Below are 20,874 nucleotides of genomic sequence, written 5' to 3'. Positions count from 1 at the left end.
ACATAGCGTCATGTGCTTTATAGACGTTGGCTTGAAGCATTTTTTCACCTGAAACAGCCATCCCAGCCCGGTGCAGCGCGTTCATGGGGCCGGGTCTGGAGAGACGGGCCTGGCTGATGCCACGTCATCGGCGACCAGCTGCTCCAGAATCGGCAGCAAACCGTCAACCAGATCGGCCTTGCCGACAAAGCCCAGAGCGCCCAGGTTGTGCGCTGCCTCCCGGTAAGCGGCGTTGTCATGCATGGACAAAAAGACAATGCGCGGCGCCTGTGCCCATGTCTTCATGCGCAGCGCCACAGCCACGCCGCTCATCTCGGGCATGGCCACATCGAGCAGGATCAGATCGGGCTTGAGCTCGGCCGCCTTGACCAGCGCTTCGCGTCCGTCATGGGCCTCGCCGATGACTTCCACGCCCGGCAACATGTCCAGCAATTGCCAGACCGCACCCAGGAAGGTTGGGTTGTCATCCACCAGCAGAATTTTGACCGTCATGCGCCCAACTTTAGGCACTCCGGTTGCCTGAAGAAATCGGGTCAATACCTGAATTCGAGAGGAAAAATACCTGAGGCCGCTCAGTGATCGGCCGAAATCAGGCCGGCCCGCATGGCATAACGAACCAAACCGGTGACTTCATGGATGTCCAGCAGCTTCATCAGCTGGCTGCGGTGACTGTCCACGGTTTTGACTGACAGGTCCAGACGGCGCGCAATTTCCTTGGTGCTTTGGCCCTCGGCCACCAGCTTCAATACCTCGCGCTGACGCGGCGTCAGCAGTTCACCGGGCTGTTCTTCGCTGCGCAGGCGTTGCACATAGTCGGTGACCACTCCCTTGGAGACAGCAGCGCTGAGGTAGATTTCACCGCGCAACACCGTCTTGAGCGCCAGATCGAGCTCGGTCGGCGCCGCATCCTTGAGCAGGTAGCCCGCTGCGCCCTGGCGCAAAGCCTGGCGAACATATTCCTCGTTCTGGTACATCGAAAGAATGAGCACACGTGTACCCGGTGCAGCAGCGAGCAGGCGGGCCATCGCGTCAAGCCCGTTGAGTCCGGGCATGGCAATGTCCATGAGGACCAGCTGGGGCCGCAACTCGCTCGCCAGCGCCAGCACAGCCAGCCCATCGGCCGCTTCCCCCACCACTTCGATATTGGGTACGGATTCAAGCAGCTTGCGCAGTCCCGCACGCACCAGGGTGTGGTCGTCGGCCAGCAGAACGCGCACCGGGCTCACAGTTGGCCTTGCGCTACGCGCCAGGGACAGCGCAAACGCACCGCACTGCCCTGACCGGGGGTCGATTCAATCTCAAGCTGGCCGCCAATCAGCATGGCACGCTCTTGCATGCCCAGCACCCCGATGCTGCCCCCGCTCATGGCGCGCTCGCGCATGGCCGCCAGATCGAAGCCGCAGCCATCGTCCTTCACACAAAGGTCAAGCATGTCACCGTCCTGCTGCAACTCAATGGCGACCTGCCTGGCGCGGGCGTGGCGCGTGATGTTGGTCAGGGCTTCCTGGACGATGCGAAAACAGGCGGTCTCGATATCCGGCGCCAGGCGCGCGCGCGCCGGAGGGGTGTGCAGCTGCACCGACAGACCGCTGCGACTGGCGGTTTGCTCGGCAATCCATTGCAGGGCGGGGCTCAGGCCCAGGTCGTCGAGCATCGAGGGCCGCAGCGCCAGGGCCAGGCGGCGCACCTGCTGCAGGGCATCGTCGACGATGCGGATGTTCTCGGCGTTGAGTTCGGTGGGTGATTGCTGCTTCTTGAAGCGCTCCTGCGCCTGCAGGTTGATCTTGATGGCCGTCAGCGATTGGCCCAGCTCGTCATGCAATTCAATCGCCACGCGCCGCCGTTCGGTTTCCTGCACTTCCAGCACACGCTGGGACAGTGCCTGCAACTGGCGCGTGCTGACGCGCAGTGCGGCCTCGGCCTTGTGCTTGTAGAGCGCCATCTCCAGCACAGTTCGCAACTCACGCTCGGTGAAGGGTTTGAGTACGTAACCAAAGGGCTCGGTGAGCTTGACGCGGGCCAGGGTGTCATCGGCGGCAAAAGCGGTCAGGAACACCACCGGCAAGGCGAACTGGGTGCGAATGGCCTGGGCAGCGGCGATGCCGTCCATGGTTCCGGCCAGCTGGATGTCCATCAATACCAGGTCGGGACGCAGCTCTCCGGCCAGGTCAATTGCCTCCAGGCCCCGGGCGGCATGACCCACGGGCTCATAGCCCAGCGTCTGCAGCTGTGCTTGGATGTCGCGGGCCACGATGATCTCGTCTTCCACAACCAGAATCCTGGGCTTTTTCACGGGTGAAGGCATGGGTAGTTGATAGCGCAATAGATTAGTCTAGCCACCTTTGGCGCAGATTACACCAGCCTGATGGGCCGTATGGCCCCAAATTAGTCACGAAAACTGACGCCAGCCCCTTCCGAATATGCACAGCCAGCTCTCAAATACAGAGCAAATCAAGCTCGCGAATCAAACTGCAGTATCGCCCGGGCAATGTTTTCCAACGGCAGGATGTCGTCTACGGCCTGCAGTTTGATGGCCTCCTTGGGCATGCCAAAAACCACACAGGTCTCTTCATTCTGGGCGATGGTGCGTGCGCCGCCGTCATGCAGCACCTTCATGCCACGAGCGCCATCATCGCCCATGCCGGTCATGATGATGCCCAGCACATCGCGCCCGCCGCAATCCGCCGCCGATTTGAAGAGCACATCCACCGAGGGCTTGTGACGATTGACCGGCGGGCCGTCGGCCACCACGACGTAGTACTGGCCAGAAACCTTGCGCAGTTGCATGTGCAGGCCGCCTGGTGCAATCAGGGCCACGCCGCGCTCCAGCCGGTCGCCGTCCTTGGCTTCGCGCACGTTCATGGCACAAATGCCATTGAGGCGGCTGGCGTACATGGCCGTAAATTTCTCTGGCATGTGCTGGGTAATGGCGATGCCTGGCGCATCGGCGGGCAAGGCCGTCAGCACCACCTCCAGCGCCTGGGTACCCCCCGTGGAGCTACCGATGACAACCGGCTTGTTCATGGCAAAGGCATGCACCGAGCTGAGCACCGGCGCGCGGTTGACCTGTGACCGGCCAGCGGCGGACTCGGAGCCACCCGTGCGGGCGCGCGGGCGTGACTTGGCGGCGGTCTTGAGGGTCTGAATCATCTCGCGGCGAGATTCATCGAGAAACTGCTTGAGGCCCAGCTTGGGCTTGGCCAACACCGCCACCGCGCCCGCTGAAAGCGCCTCCAGGGCTACTTTGCTGCCTTCGGTGGACAGGGTCGAACAGATCACGGTGGGAATAGGCGTACCGCTCATGATCTGCCGCAAAAATGTGAGGCCATCCATGCCGGGCATTTCAATGTCCAGCAGCAGCACATCGGGCGGATTCTTGCGGATCATGTCCATGGCAAGCAAGGGATTGGGCGCGCTGCCAATCAGCTCCACCTCGGCATTACCCGACAGCATGTGCGCCAGCGCCTGGCGAACCACCGCAGAGTCATCCACCACAAAAACTTTAACTGCCATTACCAACGCCTTGTTCTAGGAAATTCGCCATGGCTCATGCGGGCTTGCGGAATGCGCCAGGTTGTACGGTCACGAGCGGTGTGTCACAGGGTACGCGCCCTTCGGCCGTGCCGAGAAAGAACAAGCCGCCAGGCTTGAGGGTTTCGAGCACGCGGTCGACAACTTCGCGTTTCGTGGCGGCATCGAAATAGATCAGCACGTTGCGCAAGAATACAACATCAAACGGACCCAGCCCCTCAAACGGTTTGCACAGATTGAGCTGGCCAAACTGGACTCTGTCGCGCAGCTTGTCGACCATCATGGATTGCCCCTCTGCGGGGCCATCGCCTTTGAGGCAGTAGCGCCTGAGGCGTTCGGGCGAAACCGCGCGCAGCCGGTCTTGCGGGTACACCGCTTCCTTGGCGCTGAGCAACACCCGGTGGCTGATGTCGGTGGCCAGAATCGACCAGTCCGGTCCGACCTTGCCCGAGATCTGCATGTCTGACAGCAACATGGCGGTGCTGTAGGCCTCGTCGCCAAACGAGGATGCCGCACTCCATATCGCCAGCGGCGCCTTGTTTTTGCGGGCGCTGAGCTCGGCCTCCAGAAGGTCGTAGTGTTTGGGTTCCCGAAAGAAATAGGTCTCGTTGGTGGTGAGCAAATCAACCGCCATCTGAAACTCGGCAGCCTCCTGCTCATCCTCCAGCAGGGCGATGTAGTCGGCGAATCCGTCCAGACCAAGTTTCTGGATACGCGACGCAAGCCGCGACTGGACCAGGGACTTCTTCGAATCGTTGTAGGACAGGCCAACGGCCTCGTACATGATCTCGCCGATCCTCTTGAATTCACTGTCGCTGAAGTCGATGATGGCCATGATCAATGGGGCGGCAGGACGTTGCGAATGGTTGCCGCCAACTCGCGTGGTGCGAATTTGGCCACATAGGCGTCAGCGCCTACGCTCTTCACGTGGTTCTCGTTGGTGGTGCCGGTGAGAGATGAGTGGATAACAACCGGGATTGACTTGAAGCGGGGGTCCTGCTTGATCAGGCGTGTCAGGGTGAAGCCATCCATCTCGGGCATTTCCAGATCGGTCAGCACCACGGCTACTTTTTCGCGCGCGGTCTTGCCATTGGCGGTGGCCTCCTCGGCAATGGCTTGCAGCCGCTCCCAGGCTTCCTTTCCGGTCTTGGTCATGATGTAGGTGACCCCCATCGCCTTCAGACCCAACTCAATCACCGAGCGGGCAACCGCCGAGTCGTCGGCCACCAGAATTGTGGAACCAGCGGGCAGCACCAGTTCAGGACCCACGACTTCGCGGTTGATTTCCTCGGTGGTGACCGGCATCACGGTCTTCAGGATTTGCTCCACATCCAGAACCTGTGCCAGCCGGGTATCTGCCGTGGCACCATCAAGTCGGGCGATGCCGGTGATGAGAGCGCCCGCATGGCTGCTTTCGGCGGGCAAGACCTGATCCCAATCCAGCTGCACAATTTCGCGAACGTCTTCCACCGCGAAAGCCTGCACGGTGCGTCCGAACTCGGTGACCATCAAAATGCTCAAGCCCTTCTTGGGCACACAGCCCAGGACGGCAGGCAGGTTGATGACCGGAATGATTTGACCGCGGATATTGGCCACGCCCATCAAATGCTCATGCGCGTTGGCCAGTTCGGTGACCGGCGGCATCACCAGCACCTCGCGCACCTTGAAAACGTTGATGCCAAAGAGTTCACGCTGTCCGCTGCCGGGTGACTCGCCCAGCCGGAACAGCAGCAACTCAAACTTGTTGCTGCCCGCCAGTCTGGTGCGTTCTTCAATCTCTTTTTGTGCAGTTCTCATGCGTTGAATCTCTGGCTATGGGAGGAATGGATGCGGGGTGCATGCCGATCACGTACCGTGGGTGCGTCATCGCCAATGTTGAAAAACGCGATGCTTTGCTGCAGCTGCTCGGCCTGCCCCGACAGCTCTTCGCTGGTGGCCGCAAGCTCTTCCGAGGCCGAGGCGTTTTGTTGCGTGGCCTTGCTGAGTTGCCCCATGGCCCCGCCAATTTGCACCACCGATTCGCTTTGCTCGGCGCTGGCCGCAGCGATCTCCTGCACCAGCTCCGAGGTCTTCTGGATGCTGGGCACGATCTCATCGAGCAGTTTGCCCGCACGCTCGGCGGTGGATACGCTGTTGCCTGCCAGGTCACCGATCTCTTTGGCCGCTTCCTGGCTGCGCTCAGCCAGCTTGCGCACTTCAGCGGCTACCACCGCAAAGCCTTTGCCGTGTTCGCCCGCGCGGGCCGCTTCAATCGCCGCATTCAAGGCCAGCAGGTTGGTCTGGTAGGCGATGTCGTCCACGATGCCGATCTTGGCGGCGATCTGCTTCATGGCGGTGACGGTCTGGCTGACGGCGCTGCCGCCATCGGTGGCTTCCTTGCTGGCTTTGGTGGCCATGCCGTCGGTCACCCGGGCGTTGTCGCTGTTCTGGCTGATGGAGGCCGACATCACATCGATCGAGGCCGTGGTTTGTTCGACGCTGGCCGCTTGTTCGCTGGCGGCTTGCGACAAGGATTGCGCCGTGGCTGACACCTGGTTGGCAGCACCGGTCAGGGCATCGGCTGCGGCGCGCACTTCGCCCATGACACGGGCCAGGTTGTCAGCGGTGGAGTTGGCACTGTCCTTGACTTTGCCAAACAGGCCGGCGTAATCGCGCTCGATGCGCTTGGTGAGGTCGCCTTCGGCAAAGGCTGCCAACACATCGGCCACGTCACTCAAGCCTTGCTCGCTGGTGTCCAGCAGCTGGTTCATGCCGGTGGACAGGTTGGCGAAGAAGCCGGTCTTGCCGTCAAGGCTCAAGCGACTGCTGAAATCACCCAAGGCTGCCGCCTGCACCAGATCGGCCACCTCCATCTCGGTGGCCACTTCGGCGGTGCGGTCAGCCCACTCGACGACCGTGCCCATGCGGGTTCCATGGGCATCCACTATCGGGCTGGCACTCAAGGTGAAAGAAAGCGCGCCCACCGGAATCTGGGTACGGTAGGTGCTGCGCAACCCGGCAAGAAGATCCTGCTGGTGCGTAGGGTTTTTGTGAAACACGTCAATGTTCTGTCCCATCAGCGCCTTGGCATCAAACTGCGGCAAGACCTTGCGCAACTCGGCTTCGTTGCGCTGCATCATGGCTGTCACCGTTTCATTCATGTAAATGATTTCGTTGGCGGCATTGGCAATCATCACATTGGTGCTGCATTTGTCCAGTGCATTGCGAATGCGCAAATTTTCACTGGCGATGCGCTGCTCCTGCGCCTGGGCCACCAGCTTGTCGGCTGCAGCCTTTTCTTCCTGCCGCGTTTTCTGTTCGATGGTCTTCAAGGATTCGTTGGCCCCTTGAAGCGACTCATGAAAGCCGCCGCGCAAACCCACGGGCTGGGCCAGACGGTAGTACTGTCCCACGCTGGCATACCGCAGCGCGGTAGCCTGCTCCCGAAAGCAGGCTTCCAGCTGGTCCAGCATGTCATTCATGTCCCAGCACAGCGCGTGAAACTGACCCGTGGTGGGGATGTTCTTGATCCGGCGTGCAAACTTGCCATGCGCCACATCTTGTGCCATGTCCTGGATATCGTTCAGGAATCGCTGCTTGTCCAAGTCGTTGCGCACCCACAGCACCAGGCAAACCAGCGCAGGTGCAAGCCACACCACAGGCAGCCAACTCCAGCCCTGCACGACCCAGTGCAAAGTGGCGCCACCCACCAGCAGCAAAGCCAGCGTCCATGCAAACCGCAGCGAGTCAGAAGGAGAGGATGAATTTTTCATAGCTGACTCCTTTCTGGTTCAAGACATGGGTCAGCAAGGCAAGCGAGGCATCGCAGGCATCTTTGGGTCCTGCACGACGCTCTTCATCAAGCATCATGCGGTACACGTCCGACATGGCGGAAACCGCCGTCCGGCCAGGCTTGCGCCGCACCGAAAAATAGCCATCAACCTGGCCCCGCTCATCCAGGTTGGGCGTGACGTTGGCAATGACCCAGTAAAAGCCGCCGTCCTTTGACATGTTCTTCACGTAGGCAAAGCATTCTTTCTTCGCCTGCAGGGTATCCCACAGGAACTTGAACACACCACGTGGCATGTCGGGATGGCGGATGATGTTGTGCTGGGCACCCAGCAGTTCCTGTTCGCAGTAGCCGGAGAACTCGATGAAGATACGGTTGCAATAGGTAATCCGCCCTTTGAGGTCGGTTTTGGAAATGATGAAGTCATCTTCCCGCATCAACCTCTCATGCTGAGTGGGTGTCTGTTTGCTTTTCATTCATGCACCTTGGTCGCAACCGCAAGTCATGCTCCACCGGCATCCATTCCAAGTCTCAATAGGGTTTGAAGTTGGACCCACCCCCGCGTACCGCGGCAGCCTTGAGCGGCGCACTCAGTCGCGGTGAGGCACCGCGCCGCTCGGGCGCTCCCAGTTCAGCGTGGCGGCTGCGCACCCGGGGTGCGTCATCGCCAATGTTGAAAAACGCGATGCTTTGCTGCAGCTGCTCGGCCTGCCCCGACAGCTCTTCGCTGGTGGCCGCAAGCTCTTCCGAGGCCGAGGCGTTTTGTTGCGTGGCCTTGCTGAGTTGCCCCATGGCCCCGCCAATTTGCACCACCGATTCGCTTTGCTCGGCGCTGGCCGCAGCGATCTCCTGCACCAGCTCCGAGGTCTTCTGGATGCTGGGCACGATCTCATCGAGCAGTTTGCCCGCACGCTCGGCGGTGGATACGCTGTTGCCTGCCAGGTCACCGATCTCTTTGGCCGCTTCCTGGCTGCGCTCAGCCAGCTTGCGCACTTCAGCGGCTACCACCGCAAAGCCTTTGCCGTGTTCGCCCGCGCGGGCCGCTTCAATCGCCGCATTCAAGGCCAGCAGGTTGGTCTGGTAGGCGATGTCGTCCACGATGCCGATCTTGGCGGCGATCTGCTTCATGGCGGTGACGGTCTGGCTGACGGCGCTGCCGCCATCGGTGGCTTCCTTGCTGGCTTTGGTGGCCATGCCGTCGGTCACCCGGGCGTTGTCGCTGTTCTGGCTGATGGAGGCCGACATCACATCGATCGAGGCCGTGGTTTGTTCGACGCTGGCCGCTTGTTCGCTGGCGGCTTGCGACAAGGATTGCGCCGTGGCTGACACCTGGTTGGCAGCACCGGTCAGGGCATCGGCTGCGGCGCGCACTTCTTCGATGATGCTGGTGAGCTTCTCGGCGCTGGAGTTGGCGTCGTTCTTGACCTGATCAAAGATGCCTTGCGAATCACGGGTGATCCGCTGCGTGAGATCGCCCGATGCCATGCCGGAAAATACCCGCCCCACGTCGTCGATCGTGCCAGCCAGGTTCTCACTGGTAGCGTTGGCGTCATTCTTCAACCGGTCAAAGGTGCCCGCATAGTCACGGGTGATGCGTTGTGAAAGATCACCCGCCGACAAGGCGCCGAAGACGCGGCCGATGTCGGCGATGATGACCGAGGTGGTCTCCATCAGGGAGTTCACGCCGGCGCACAGAGCTTCAATCGGGCCGCTCTTGCCCTCAAGCGGAATGCGCTGCGTCAAATCACCGCTACGCGCTGCGGCCGTAACGGCCTGAGCTTGCTCCACGGCATTGCGCAACATATTGTTGGCCTGTACTTCCGCCGTCACATCGGTTGCAATTTTTATGATTTTGACGACGCGGCCCATCTCGTCGGTAACGGGGGCATAGACCGCTTGCAGGTGAATCTCTTGCCCTGCCTTGTTGACGCGTTTGAACACCCTGCTCTGTGGTTTGCCGTCATTCAAATCACGCCAAAATTGCTGGTACTCGGCAGAGGCTGACAACACGGGGTCAACAAAAAGCCGGTGATGTTTGCCGATGATTTCATCGCTTTGGTAGCCCATGACATGCAGAAAATTTTTGTTCGCCTTGAGCACATGACCACCGAGATCAAACTCGATGAAAGCGTAAGACGCATCAATGGCGTTGATGATGCCGCGCGCGTTCTGGCGCTCAATCTCGGCCGCTGTGATGTCATAGCGGACACCGAGGTACTTCATCGGCTTCCCGTTGTCGCCCAGGATGGGCGCGATGACCGCATCCACATAATAGGGGGTTCCATCCTTGGCTCGGTTCTTCACGATGCCACGAAAGATGTCTCCACGCCCGATGGTCGACCACATCTCTTTGAACACCTCCTTGGGCATATCTGGGTGACGCGTGGTGTTGTGGCCGAAACCGATCAGTTCTTTCTCCGGGTATTTGGAGACCTCCAGAAACTTCTGGTTCACGTTCAGAATGTCGCCCTTCTTGTCCGCCTCCGACACAATGCTGGTCAAATTCATGATATCGCTGCGCACCTTCAACTCGGTCTCCAACTCGGCGATGCGCCGATACAGATCCCCACCATTGACGAGTCGCGCAATCCACGAAGGAGTTTTCTGTTTCATGATGGTCGTTCTTTCTATGAAGCGTTAAAGGTAAAACAGCGTTGGTTGGTATATCTAGAGGGGTCAAATCAGGCGATTTGGTTGTGTTCGACGATAGAGGCCATGTCATCGATATTCAGCGCATGCTCAGGCTCCAGAATGACGATGAACTCCCCATCAACCTTCCCCAAACCTCGGATGAAGTCGCGTTGAATCGAGGTGCCAAACTGGGGAGGCGGCTCAATTTGCGCTTGTGCAATTTCAATCACTTCGCTGACCGCATCCACCATCAGACCCAGTTCCATTTTCTCGCCGTCACGGCTGGCATCGAAAATGATGATGCAGGTTTTTTTGCCCACCTGGGTTGTGGCGCGTCCAAAGCGGGATTGAAGGTCAATCACAGGCACCACCGCACCACGCAGATTGATCACGCCCCGCACAAAATTGGGCATCAGCGGCACCACAGTCATGGATGCATGCTGGATGATCTCGCGCACGGTGCGAATGTCCATGGCAAAAACTTCATCTCCGAGCGTGAAAGTGAGGTACTGCGAGGACGCCCCCTGGTCTGAGGCTTGGCCCGCCACTCCAGTTGTATGTTCAGTTGCCATATTTGCCTTAACTCAATAGGGTTTGAAGTTGGACCCACCCCCGCGTACCGCGGCAGCCTTGAGCGGCGCACTCAGTCGCGGTGAGGCACCGCGCCGCTCGGGCGCTCCCAGTTCAGCGTGGCGGCTGCGCACCCGGGGTGCGTCATCGCCAATGTTGAAAAACGCGATGCTTTGCTGCAGCTGCTCGGCCTGCCCCGACAGCTCTTCGCTGGTGGCCGCAAGCTCTTCCGAGGCCGAGGCGTTTTGTTGCGTGGCCTTGCTGAGTTGCCCCATGGCCCCGCCAATTTGCACCACCGATTCGCTTTGCTCGGCGCTGGCCGCAGCGATCTCCTGCACCAGCTCCGAGGTCTTCTGGATGCTGGGCACGATCTCATCGAGCAGTTTGCCCGCACGCTCGGCGGTGGATACGCTGTTGCCTGCCAGGTCACCGATCTCTTTGGCCGCTTCCTGGCTGCGCTCAGCCAGCTTGCGCACTTCAGCGGCTACCACCGCAAAGCCTTTGCCGTGTTCGCCCGCGCGGGCCGCTTCAATCGCCGCATTCAAGGCCAGCAGGTTGGTCTGGTAGGCGATGTCGTCCACGATGCCGATCTTGGCGGCGATCTGCTTCATGGCGGTGACGGTCTGGCTGACGGCGCTGCCGCCATCGGTGGCTTCCTTGCTGGCTTTGGTGGCCATGCCGTCGGTCACCCGGGCGTTGTCGCTGTTCTGGCTGATGGAGGCCGACATCACATCGATCGAGGCCGTGGTTTGTTCGACGCTGGCCGCTTGTTCGCTGGCGGCTTGCGACAAGGATTGCGCCGTGGCTGACACCTGGTTGGCAGCACCGGTCAGGGCATCGGCTGCGGCGCGCACTTCGCCCATGACACGGGCCAGGTTGTCAGCGGTGGAGTTGGCACTGTCCTTGACTTTGCCAAACAGGCCGGCGTAATCGCGCTCGATGCGCTTGGTGAGGTCGCCTTCGGCAAAGGCTGCCAACACATCGGCCACGTCACTCAAGCCTTGCTCGCTGGTGTCCAGCAGCTGGTTCATGCCGGTGGACAGGTTGGCGAAGAAGCCGGTTTTGCCGTCAAGTCCCAGGCGCTGGCCAAAATCGCCCTGGGCGGCCGCTTCGACAATGCCGGCAACTTCTCTTTCAACACCCACTTCGGCGGTGCGATCGGCCCACTCCACCACGCTTCCCAGGCGGTTGCCTTGTGCATCGAGCACCGGATTGGCAATCAGGCCAAAGTACAGGTTTCCAACCTGAATCTGGGTGCGGTAGCTGGTCTTGAGTGCTGACAGCAGACCGCGTTGATGTGACGGATTTTTGTGGAATACATCAATGTTCCGGCCAATGAGGTTGCGCGCATCGAACTGCGGCAAGACCTTGCGCAACTCGGCTTCGTTGCGCTGCATCATCGCTGTCACCGTTTCGTTCATGTAAATGATGTTGAGATCGACATCCGCAATCATCACATTGGTGGTGCACTTGTCCAGCGCATTGCGGATACGGGTGTTTTCGCTCATGAGCTTGAGCTCGGCATCGCGGGCGGCGATGCTGGCGGTCTTGTCTTGCCACTCCACAATCGTTCCCAAGCGTTGGCCCTTGGCATCAATGACGGGGGTTGCGATCAGGCCAAAGATTCGTACACCCACCTTGATCTGGGTGCGGTAGGTGTCGCGCAGCTTGGACAGCATGTCGCGCTGGTGCGCCGGGTTCTTGTGGAAGATGTCGATGTTGCTGCCCATCACCTTGCTGGTCTGGAAGTTGGGCAGATCCTTGCGGATATCGCTTTCGGCGTTGGACATCATGGCATGCACCGCACGGTTCATGAAGATGACGTTGTTGCCTGCATCGGCAATCATGACATTGCTGTCCACCCCTTCCAGTGCAATGCGCATGCGTTCGTTGAACTCCGCAGTGCTCGCGGCAGCGCGCAGGGCCACCTGGGTTTGGGCCATGGCGGCCAGCAACTGGCCGGTTTCGTCCTTCGTGGGTTGACCAATTTCGTCGTCATAGCGGCCTGCGCCCAGCGACTGGGCCACCGAGACCGCGCGTGCCAGGGGGCGTGTGATGCCGCGCACCAGAAACATGCCGAACAATGCGGCAAACAGCAGACCACCGCCAATGGCCGCGATGGACAGCATGCGGATGAATTCATAGCGGGCCACCGAGGCCTCGTATTCAAGCTTGCCCGAGTCGAGCTGATGTTTTAACAATGCGTCAATATTTTTCCCAACCGGCGTGTAGAGCGGGCGCACCTTGTCAACAACCAGGCGATTGGCCTCCTTGATGTCGTTGGCACGCAGCGCGGCAACGACTTTAAGCAAGCCCTCCTGTACAAACAATTTCCGGTTCGCCGCAAAGTCTTTGGCAATCAAGGCCTCATCGGGCTCCAGCGAGCCCCCCATGAAGGCCTCCCAAATCCTGGTGATAGCTGCAATATTGGTTTCCACCTCACTGGTTGTGGACTTGATCACCTCTGGCGTCGGGGTGATGAGCGCCACGGCAAGCGCCAGGCGATTGCGCAACAGCAGGCGTTGAATTTCGGCCACCTTGCCCGTGTGTTCGTTGGCTTCGTAGAGGTGATATCCGGTTTCATTCGATCTGCTGATGCCGTACAGGCCGACGCCGCCAATGAGCACCAATAGAAGTGCCAGCAGACCAATCAGCATGGACAGCCTGGTACCGATTTTCATATTCGTAAGATTCACACGTGACCCCTTTTGATTGATGCGCTGGAAACGATTGCCAAGGAAAACAGACCTAGACGATCAGCCAAGGTACGGACTCACGGTGGCGCGAGCGCTGAAACCGTCCCGGGCGAACGTGTGATAGCGGCCTCACCCGTCACCAGATCCCCCAATGAGGCTACGTCCAGAATCAGTGCCACCTCGCCGCTACCCAGGATGCTGGAGCCTGAAATGCCACGCAAGGTTTTAAACAGGCGCCCCAGGGGTTTGATGACGGTCTGCTGTTGCCCCAGCAGAACCTCGACTTCTATGCCGTACTGGCCACGCTGGGAGTTGACCACCACCACACTGACGCGCTCGGTGTGGCTGGACTCGACGCTGTACAAGGTGCGCAAACGCACCACCGGCAACACGGCGCCGCGCAACTCCAGACAATGCCGCCCGGTAGCGTCCACCTTGATGTGCTGCCCACCCGATTCAATGACTTCCACCACTGACTCCAGTGGAAGCACGAACTTGGAGTTGCCCACCCCGACCAGAAATCCATCAATGATGGCCAGGGTCAGCGGCAGGCGAATGTCAACCTGCAGGCCTTGGCCGGGAACGCTGTTGAGTTTGAGCGTACCGCGCAAGGCTTCAATATTGCGACGCACCACGTCCATGCCCACACCCCGGCCTGACAGGTTGGTGACCTGCTCGGCAGTCGAGAATCCGGGCTCGAAAATCAGCATATTGATCGCATCGTCACTGGGCACCACGCCCTGCGGCACCAGGCCGCGGTTCCAGGCGCGCTGCAGAACCCGATCACGGTTGATACCCCGACCATCGTCTTCAATGCGAATCAATATCGCACCGGTCTCATGCTTGGCACTCAAAATCAGTGTCCCGGCTGCGGACTTGCCTGCCGCAATGCGCTCTTGTGGCGGCTCCAGACCGTGGTCCAGCGAATTGCGCACCAGATGCATCAGGGGATCGGCAATTTTCTCGACCATGGATTTGTCGAGTTCTGCCTCGCCACCGATGATTTCGAAATTCACTTCCTTGCCCAGACTGGAGGCCGTGTCGCGCACGACACGACGGAAGCGGCTGAAGGTTTCACCCACAGGCACCATGCGCAAGCCCAGCGTGCCGTTGCGAATTTCTTCGATCAGGCTGTTCATGTACAGGTTGGCTTCGATCAGGCTCACTTCACGCGTTTCACGTGCCAACAGGGTGGCGCCAGCACCGGCGATCACCAACTCGCCCAGCAGGTTGATGACGGCATCGAGCCGGTCCGCCTGCACACGGATGTAACGCCCCTCTTCGCCCGTGCCGGTCTCGCGCAATTTCTGCTGCTTGCCCAGCGCGGCTTCCACCACTTCAGGTGCCACACCGGCCTGCGTTTCCAGCAGGTCGCCCAGCTTGGGCTTGGCGACTGCGGGCATACCGCGGCTTTGTTGCTGGGTGCTCAGGACCTCCGCCAGACGGTCCTGCGTGACAGCACCCACAGACACCAGCAGGTCACCCAGTCGCGGTGTCTCCGGCATTTCTTCGATCTGGCGCGCCAGTTTTTGACCGGGCGTCTCAGGCGCAATGACATCAAGCTCGCAATCGTCAGCCACAAAGCTGAAGGCTCCCACCACGTCTTCGCGGCTGGCGGTCGATTCCAGTTCCATGCCAAAACTCAGGTAGCAGGTCTCGGGGTTGAGATTCACCAGCGAGGGGACGGCCTCGATGCTGCAGCGCATCGCCAGCACCGTGCCCATACCGCCCAGGTAGCGGGCAATCGAGAGCGGGTCCATGCCATTGCGAAAGGTTTCCGGACCAAAGCGGGCCGATATGGTCCACCGGGTGGCATCGCTGGCAGGGGTTGAGCTGGTTGGCTCTGATTCCATCTCAGGCTCGGCTGGCTCCGCCTGTCCCTCGGTCAGCGCGCGCAGCTGGATCACCAGATCGGCACGCTCCTCTTTTTCCTGCGGCGTATCCGCCTCGTCATCCGTGGCTGTGGCCACCAGGAACTTGATCTTGTCATTGCATTTGAGCAAGAGGGTGCTTAAAGCGGGCCCCAGGACGACAAGTCCTTCGCGCATTTGATCCAGCAGGGTCTCGACATGGTGCGTGAATTCCACCACCTTGGTAAGCCCGAAGATGCCGGCCGAACCCTTGACGGTGTGGGCACAGCGAAAGAGGGAGTCAAGCATCTCGCGGTCATCGGGATGCTCTTCAAGCTCCAGCAGCAGCATCTCAATGGCCTCAGTCTGTTCGACAGCCTCACTGATGAACGCCGGCAGCGCGGCGGCGATAAAGTCCTGGTCAGCATCGTTGCTTGAATAGCTCATGTTGTTGCCCCTGCAGCGTCAGACTTCAAGTAGCGCTTGTCCAGCCAATGGCCCAGACCCATGGTGCGACAGGCTTCGGTGAAGGCCGTGCTGGTATCGACCAGATGCCAGGCCAGATCCATATTGGAAAGGGCCGCGAGCAATTGCAGACCCGCACCATCCACCTCGCTGACCTGTCGCGCAGACAGCTCCAGATGACCCTTCGATTGGGCACTTTGCTCGGTTGCCCATGCCAGCAAGGTATCTCGGGTTTCGAGGGCACTGTAAATAGTCAACTCGGCAGGCAACTCAAATGGTGTGGTCATTTCAGGGTCCCGGTGGTAGGGGTATCAGGGAAGACAGAGCTTGGAAACTGCATTCAGCAAAGAGGACGGCGAGAAAGGTTTGACCATCCAGGCTTTGGCGCCCGCCGCCTTGCCTTCTTCTTTCTTGGACTCCTGGCTCTCGGTCGTGAGCATCAGGATCGGCAAAAACCGGTAAGCCGGCAGATTTTTGGCCGCTTTGACAAATTCGATCCCATTCATCACCGGCATATTGACATCGCATATGGCCATGCCAATCTTTCGACCGTCCAGCAGAGCCAGCGCGGCTTTCCCGTCCCCGGCCTGAATCACTTCATACCCGGCTCCCTGCAAGGCCATCGCCACCACTGTGCGCAGGCTTGCCGAGTCGTCAATCACCAATATGGTCTGTCCCATGTTTCACCTTGTCAAAAAAAAGTCATTTCCTTGCTGTCGCCACTGTCACCCGCAGGTCCACCCTGGTTGTGGTCCTTGCGTTGTTCTTCCATAGCGTACTGCGATTCGAGCCGGGCCAGCCAGGCATCCAGAGCCACATCATCCTTGCTGCCCTCAGGATTTGTCAACGCTTGCTGGAGCCGCGTGATGTCACCTTGCAGCAAGGCCATCATCTGGCTTACCCGGTCCTGGTACTGAAAACCCACATACATGCGTTCAACCTGGACTTCCACCATCTTGGTTTCATGGGAAAACGGCTTGGCAACCTGCTCCAGCGCATCCACCGATTTCCGGATGAGCCCGATGACGCGCCAAATGGCAGCGGCTGAGGCGGGAGGCAGATGGGCGTCTTGTGTGAGGGGCCGCAGTTCCCGCTCGCACGCTGCGACCAGACCGGTCATGCCGCCATCGGCCTGGGCGAGTGCATCGGTAATTTGCTGGGACTGTCTCGCCGCCCGGTCCAGATGCGGCCCAATCTCGGCAAAGGCCTGCAGCATTTCAGTGACCGCCCCTTCAGACTGGACGCGCGAGGTTGCAAGATGGCGCTCCCAAACGGGTAAAACGCCGGCGCATAAGGCGAGCAAGGACGACGAAATATCGGGCGAATCAGCCGACGGTGAAGCGATGGACATTAACCCCCCTCAGGAAGATCTCATTGTTGCGAGTCAACATGTCAGGATCATGCTGCGACATGAGTTGAACTTTAGGAGATAGAAACCACACGCGCTATCAGGTATATACCTGAGCGCAGCCAGAAAAACACCTGAGAGTACGGATGTTCGGCAGGATTGACACCGAACTAGGCAAGGGAGGAGCTTCAGCTGCCCCGCGCCTCAGGCCTGGATGTCGTCATTGAGATAGGTTCCACAGCCAAGCAAGTGATCCTTGTCGACAGGAACCACATAGGACGATTTGGACTGAATCTCGCCGGAGAACTTGTTGACAAAGTCATAGGTTACCCAACCCGCGCCGGCATCACACGCAGCCCACGCATCGGCCAGCAACCGACGCCCATCAAGACCCGGTGTCTCCTCCAGACGCCGGCCAACGCGTTCTGGTGCACCGCCGAAAGCCTTGTAGACGCCATTGCGGTTGAAAGCAAAAATGTAGAGGTCGCGGTCAATGAACTTGCCTTGCGGGTCGTGAAAATCAGCGATGGCCTTTTCAAACCCCACATCGTGGGCATGCAACACGGCATCGACCGCCATCTGTCGGGCCTCCTCGGCCGAGCCCTGGCGTAGGCGAATGAAGCTGACCGCATTTTCCAGGTCAAAGGCCTGATTGATCAACTTGTCGGATTTTTCGGATGCCTGCGCCACCAGCGTGGTGTTTTCCTGGGTGAGGGTGTCGAGGTCGCCGACCGCATTCACCACCTCTTCCAGCGCAGAGCTTTGCGATGCGCTGCCTTCGGCCATGACGGTAATATTCATGGCAATTTCCCGAATGCCGGTCACCAGGCTTGCCATCAACTCGCTGACCTGATCAATTTCGCTGACCGAAGTGGCCACATGGGTGGAGGATTCCGCAATCAAGCCCCGGACCTCGCCCGCGGCCTCCTGGCTGCGTTTGGCCAGGTTGCGGACTTCGGCCGCCACAACGGCAAATCCACGCCCCTGCTCACCCGCCCGGGCAGCCTCGACTGCGGCATTGAGCGCCAGGATATTGGTTTGGAACGCAATGCTGTCGATGGTGCCAATGATTTCGTTCATGCGCCCGGAGGCTGCCTGCAGGGGGCCCATGCTCTGCACCGCTTTTTGCATCAACTGTCCGGCAGATTCAGCTTCCTTGTGAATGCTGCTGGTCATCAGACTGATTTCCTGCGAGGCATCGGCATTTTTGGCCACCGTTTCGCTCACGCGACGAACGTGCGTGGCGGTCTGCTGCAGGCTGGCGCCCTGCTCTTGCGCCCGCTCTGACAGGGAACGCGTGTCCTGCACCAGCCCGCGACCGGTTTCCCCAAGCATGACGGATGCACTGCGGACGTTGCCCACGATATCGGACAGCCTACCCAGCGTGCGCTCAAATTCGTAGCCAATCTCGCCCCAGGTGCCCTTTTGCTTGTGCGTCAAATGCATGGAAAGATCTCCCTTGCCCGCCGCTTGAACACCGCGCACCAGCTGGTCGGATATCCGCTGGGCGCCCAGGTAAATGCTGTACCCCAGGTACGCGTAAAGCAGGAGACCTGCCACCATCCCGAGCACAGCCACGAGGCGGGACTCATCGGCCAGGGTCATCACAAACTGGGCGGCAAAAAAAATGAGCGGGATCAGCAAGCCCAACAGAAGAAACAGCATTTTTGCGCCAGTCCTGATGTGCGACATCAGATTAACCCCTGGTCTGAAAAATCCGCTATCGCCTTTGCTGGATGAATCTTTAGCCACTGTGTTTTTCCAAACGTTGTTGTCAGTCATCAGGCGCCCTGAACTTCTCTTCAAGAAGCAGGCGGAAAAGTCCAGGACACTCAGAGACTCATGAACCCAGGGCCTGCTCCATCTTGGCCCTCAGGGCTTCGAGCCTCGGTGGCTTGACGATGTACCCCAGGATGCCCAAAGGCAAGGCCTCGCCAATGGTTTCAGCACTGGCGTCGGCACTCATGAAGATGACCTTGATGTTCTTGACGGCCGCATTGGAGGCAGAGCGCAATTTCTTGACAAACTCCAGCCCTCCCATGGGCTGCATGTGGACATCGGTCAGGATGAGGTCCGGCTTGAACTTGGCCAGCAACGTCAACGCACTCAAGCCATCGACGCAGGTTTCAATCGAATGAATACCCATGCGCCGCAGCGAGTTCTCCATGAAGGTGCGCATGACTGCGTCATCCTCAACAATCAACACCCTGGCGCCTGCAACTTTCATATGAACAACCTGTATACCTGAACGGTCCAATAATTATCGATCTGCCACCCAAATTGACGACCGGGGGTTCTAAGCCGGCCCTTGCGCCACATAGGCACGAATTTCCACAAGCAAGCTTTCGAGCTTGGGCGCCAGCAAGGCAAACAGCGGCTTGACGGCGGCAGCGGGCTCGGTTTTGCTCAGGACCTCGGTTTGGGTCACCTGATCAACCAGCGGCTCTGTGCAGAAAATGGGCACATACCCCTTGATGCCATGCAACAGGCGATTGGCCACGGCAATGTTGTCCTCTTCCAGGGCCTTCCAGATTTCCGGAATATTGGCGGAGAGGCTGGTTTCGACGGTTTTCAGAATTTTCCGCAAGGATGATTCCGAGCCCATCATGGCCATGCCAATGTCAAGAGCCAGATATTGGTTCGAAGAGCTCGCTTCACTTGAAGTCATATTTGCAACCTGTAAATTCATGGGCCGAGCACTTTCGCACAGAGCGCAATTACTTTAAGCGATAAACCGGCATCCCGCAAAGACATTCGGATGCCTCGGCGATCATGCTGCGGCACGACGCGTCAATATATCAAAGGCCGGCAGAGTCTTGCCTTCAAGCACTTCCAGAAATGCGCCACCCCCCGTCGAAATGTAGCTCACCTGCTTCTCGATGCCATATTTGGCAATGGCGGCCAGGGTGTCGCCACCGCCTGCGATAGAAAATGCGCTGGATTCGGCGATGGCGTGGGCAATGACTTGGGTACCGTTCTCGAACGCCGCGAATTCAAACACGCCGACCGGACCGTTCCAGACAATCGTGCCGGCCGACTTGAGCTTCTCGGCCAGAGCGGCGGCCGTCTTGGGCCCGATGTCCAGAATCAGATCGTCGTCCGCCACGTCCGTAGCGGCCTTGACCGTGGCTACAGCGTCAGCGGAAAAAGTCTTGGCAGTCACCACGTCGACCGGAATCGGCACGTCGGCACCACGGGCCTTCATGGACTCGATCACCGCCCGGGCATCGGCCAGCAAATCGGGCTCAGCCAGGCTTTTGCCAATCTTCAGGCCGGCCGCCAGCATGAAGGTATTGGCGATGCCGCCGCCAACGATCAACTGGTCCACCTTGCTGGACAGACTCTTGAGGATGGTCAATTTGGTGGAAACTTTGGAGCCCGCCACGATCGCGACCAGCGGACGCTTCGGATTGGCCAGGGCCAGGGTGATCGCATCCATTTCAGCCGCCAGCAGGGGACCTGCACAGGCAACCCTGGCAAACTGGGCGATGCCGTAGGTGGAGGCTTCGGCGCGGTGCGCAGTACCAAAGGCATCGTGCACAAAAATGTCGCAAAGGGCGGCCATTTTTTTAGCCAAGTCTTCGCTGTTTTTCTTCTCGCCTTTGTTGACGCGGCAGTTCTCCAGCAGCACCAACTGGCCGGGCTGCACCTGGACGCCGTCCACCCAGTTGGCCAGCAGCGGCACCTCGCGACCCATCAGTTCGGCCATCCGCTTGGCAACCGGCGCCAGGGAGTCGGAGGGTTTGAACTCACCTTCGGTCGGACGCCCCAGATGAGAGGTCACCATCACGGCGGCGCCAGCATCCAGCGCCATCTGGATGCAGGGAATGGAAGCGCGGATCCGGGTGTCTTCGGTGATGACGCCCGCGTCGTCTTGCGGCACATTGAGATCGGCACGGATGAAAACGCGTTTGCCCTTGGCTTGGCCTTGGGCGCACAGGTCGGAGAAGCGGATGACGTTCATGAAAAACCCTGACGGTAGAAATAGGACTGCCCGGATTGTAGAAGCGGGCT

General features: G+C 59.5%; 19 protein-coding genes. All 19 read right to left on the bottom strand.

Translation table 11 applies throughout. The features are described 5' to 3' along the window. Nucleotides 1-81: 81 nt before the first annotated feature. Nucleotides 82-492, bottom strand: coding sequence for a response regulator transcription factor (locus IV109_RS13120; RefSeq protein WP_296697118.1), 411 nt, complete (start codon nt 490-492; stop codon nt 82-84). Nucleotides 493-572: 80 nt separating this feature from the next. Further along, nucleotides 573-1,226, bottom strand: coding sequence for a response regulator transcription factor (locus tag IV109_RS13115; protein ID WP_296697116.1), 654 nt, complete (start codon nt 1,224-1,226; stop codon nt 573-575). Then, nucleotides 1,223-2,305: a response regulator gene (locus IV109_RS13110; protein WP_296697114.1), complete on the bottom strand. Its 1,083-nt coding sequence runs from the start codon at nt 2,303-2,305 to the stop codon at nt 1,223-1,225. Before IV109_RS13110 ends, IV109_RS13115 begins: the two co-directional genes overlap by 4 nt. A gap of 146 nt (nt 2,306-2,451) precedes the next feature. After that, complete coding sequence (locus IV109_RS13105; RefSeq protein WP_296697113.1) at nt 2,452-3,513, bottom strand: chemotaxis response regulator protein-glutamate methylesterase; 1,062 nt, start codon at nt 3,511-3,513, stop codon at nt 2,452-2,454. Nucleotides 3,514-3,547: 34 nt separating this feature from the next. Next, nucleotides 3,548-4,366: a CheR family methyltransferase gene (locus tag IV109_RS13100; RefSeq protein WP_296697110.1), complete on the bottom strand. Its 819-nt coding sequence runs from the start codon at nt 4,364-4,366 to the stop codon at nt 3,548-3,550. Between the two features lie 2 nt (nt 4,367-4,368). After that, entirely contained in the window at nt 4,369-5,328 is a 960-nt protein-coding gene (locus IV109_RS13095) for a chemotaxis protein (protein WP_296697108.1), read from the bottom strand. After that, nucleotides 5,325-7,283, bottom strand: a complete 1,959-nt coding sequence (locus IV109_RS13090) for a methyl-accepting chemotaxis protein (protein ID WP_296697106.1) — start codon at nt 7,281-7,283, stop codon at nt 5,325-5,327. The genes IV109_RS13095 and IV109_RS13090 overlap by 4 nt, the downstream gene beginning before the upstream one ends. After that, nucleotides 7,258-7,776, bottom strand: a complete 519-nt coding sequence (locus tag IV109_RS13085) for a PAS domain-containing protein (RefSeq protein ID WP_296697102.1) — start codon at nt 7,774-7,776, stop codon at nt 7,258-7,260. The genes IV109_RS13090 and IV109_RS13085 overlap by 26 nt, the downstream gene beginning before the upstream one ends. Nucleotides 7,777-7,831: 55 nt before the next feature. Next, complete coding sequence (locus tag IV109_RS13080) at nt 7,832-9,913, bottom strand: methyl-accepting chemotaxis protein (RefSeq protein WP_296697100.1); 2,082 nt, start codon at nt 9,911-9,913, stop codon at nt 7,832-7,834. A gap of 68 nt (nt 9,914-9,981) precedes the next feature. Beyond that, nucleotides 9,982-10,503, bottom strand: coding sequence for a chemotaxis protein CheW (locus IV109_RS13075; RefSeq protein WP_296697099.1), 522 nt, complete (start codon nt 10,501-10,503; stop codon nt 9,982-9,984). 12 nt (nt 10,504-10,515) lie between these two features. Next, nucleotides 10,516-13,182 (bottom strand): methyl-accepting chemotaxis protein, encoded by a 2,667-nt coding sequence (locus IV109_RS19105; RefSeq protein WP_366834240.1) that lies wholly within the window; start codon nt 13,180-13,182, stop codon nt 10,516-10,518. 92 nt (nt 13,183-13,274) lie between these two features. Continuing rightward, complete coding sequence (locus IV109_RS13060) at nt 13,275-15,494, bottom strand: chemotaxis protein CheA (protein ID WP_296697097.1); 2,220 nt, start codon at nt 15,492-15,494, stop codon at nt 13,275-13,277. Further along, nucleotides 15,491-15,799: an STAS domain-containing protein gene (locus tag IV109_RS13055; RefSeq protein ID WP_296697095.1), complete on the bottom strand. Its 309-nt coding sequence runs from the start codon at nt 15,797-15,799 to the stop codon at nt 15,491-15,493. Before IV109_RS13055 ends, IV109_RS13060 begins: the two co-directional genes overlap by 4 nt. A 24-nt stretch (nt 15,800-15,823) precedes the next feature. Further along, a complete protein-coding gene (locus IV109_RS13050; protein WP_296697093.1) occupies nt 15,824-16,192 on the bottom strand; it encodes a response regulator in 369 nt (122 codons plus the stop codon). Between the two features lie 11 nt (nt 16,193-16,203). Further along, nucleotides 16,204-16,863 (bottom strand): hypothetical protein, encoded by a 660-nt coding sequence (locus IV109_RS13045; protein ID WP_296697091.1) that lies wholly within the window; start codon nt 16,861-16,863, stop codon nt 16,204-16,206. Between the two features lie 201 nt (nt 16,864-17,064). Further along, nucleotides 17,065-18,525, bottom strand: a complete 1,461-nt coding sequence (locus IV109_RS13040; protein WP_296697089.1) for a methyl-accepting chemotaxis protein — start codon at nt 18,523-18,525, stop codon at nt 17,065-17,067. 175 nt (nt 18,526-18,700) lie between these two features. After that, nucleotides 18,701-19,087: a response regulator gene (locus tag IV109_RS13035; protein ID WP_296697088.1), complete on the bottom strand. Its 387-nt coding sequence runs from the start codon at nt 19,085-19,087 to the stop codon at nt 18,701-18,703. Nucleotides 19,088-19,156: 69 nt separating this feature from the next. Beyond that, nucleotides 19,157-19,528, bottom strand: a complete 372-nt coding sequence (locus IV109_RS13030; protein ID WP_296697086.1) for a hypothetical protein — start codon at nt 19,526-19,528, stop codon at nt 19,157-19,159. 102 nt (nt 19,529-19,630) lie between these two features. Continuing rightward, entirely contained in the window at nt 19,631-20,824 is a 1,194-nt protein-coding gene (locus IV109_RS13025) for a phosphoglycerate kinase (protein ID WP_296697084.1), read from the bottom strand. Between the last annotated feature and the right edge of the window lie 50 nt (nt 20,825-20,874).

Origin of the sequence: Rhodoferax sp., from assembly GCF_018780565.1 — a bacterium.
Classification (GTDB): domain Bacteria; phylum Pseudomonadota; class Gammaproteobacteria; order Burkholderiales; family Burkholderiaceae_C; genus Rhodoferax.
The sequence above is the reverse complement of the archived record's forward strand: the minus strand, read 5'-3'. Positions and strand labels throughout refer to the sequence as shown.

Bases quoted from the DNA above. Each gene is read 5' to 3' on its own strand.
- IV109_RS13085 (WP_296697102.1), bottom strand. From the start codon at position 7,776: ATGAAAAGCAAACAGACACCCACTCAGCATGAGAGGTTGATGCGGGAA.
- IV109_RS13120 (WP_296697118.1), bottom strand. From the start codon at position 492: ATGACGGTCAAAATTCTGCTGGTGGATGACAACCCAACCTTCCTGGGT.
- IV109_RS13110 (WP_296697114.1), bottom strand. From the start codon at position 2,305: ATGCCTTCACCCGTGAAAAAGCCCAGGATTCTGGTTGTGGAAGACGAG.
- IV109_RS13040 (WP_296697089.1), bottom strand. From the start codon at position 18,525: ATGCTGTTTCTTCTGTTGGGCTTGCTGATCCCGCTCATTTTTTTTGCC.
- IV109_RS13105 (WP_296697113.1), bottom strand. From the start codon at position 3,513: ATGGCAGTTAAAGTTTTTGTGGTGGATGACTCTGCGGTGGTTCGCCAG.
- IV109_RS19105 (WP_366834240.1), bottom strand. From the start codon at position 13,182: ATGAAAATCGGTACCAGGCTGTCCATGCTGATTGGTCTGCTGGCACTT.
- IV109_RS13035 (WP_296697088.1), bottom strand. From the start codon at position 19,087: ATGAAAGTTGCAGGCGCCAGGGTGTTGATTGTTGAGGATGACGCAGTC.
- IV109_RS13055 (WP_296697095.1), bottom strand. From the start codon at position 15,799: ATGACCACACCATTTGAGTTGCCTGCCGAGTTGACTATTTACAGTGCC.
- IV109_RS13045 (WP_296697091.1), bottom strand. From the start codon at position 16,863: ATGTCCATCGCTTCACCGTCGGCTGATTCGCCCGATATTTCGTCGTCC.
- IV109_RS13050 (WP_296697093.1), bottom strand. From the start codon at position 16,192: ATGGGACAGACCATATTGGTGATTGACGACTCGGCAAGCCTGCGCACA.
- IV109_RS13090 (WP_296697106.1), bottom strand. From the start codon at position 7,283: ATGAAAAATTCATCCTCTCCTTCTGACTCGCTGCGGTTTGCATGGACG.
- IV109_RS13080 (WP_296697100.1), bottom strand. From the start codon at position 9,913: ATGAAACAGAAAACTCCTTCGTGGATTGCGCGACTCGTCAATGGTGGG.
- IV109_RS13030 (WP_296697086.1), bottom strand. From the start codon at position 19,528: ATGACTTCAAGTGAAGCGAGCTCTTCGAACCAATATCTGGCTCTTGAC.
- IV109_RS13060 (WP_296697097.1), bottom strand. From the start codon at position 15,494: ATGAGCTATTCAAGCAACGATGCTGACCAGGACTTTATCGCCGCCGCG.
- IV109_RS13095 (WP_296697108.1), bottom strand. From the start codon at position 5,328: ATGAGAACTGCACAAAAAGAGATTGAAGAACGCACCAGACTGGCGGGC.
- IV109_RS13075 (WP_296697099.1), bottom strand. From the start codon at position 10,503: ATGGCAACTGAACATACAACTGGAGTGGCGGGCCAAGCCTCAGACCAG.
- IV109_RS13025 (WP_296697084.1), bottom strand. From the start codon at position 20,824: ATGAACGTCATCCGCTTCTCCGACCTGTGCGCCCAAGGCCAAGCCAAG.
- IV109_RS13100 (WP_296697110.1), bottom strand. From the start codon at position 4,366: ATGGCCATCATCGACTTCAGCGACAGTGAATTCAAGAGGATCGGCGAG.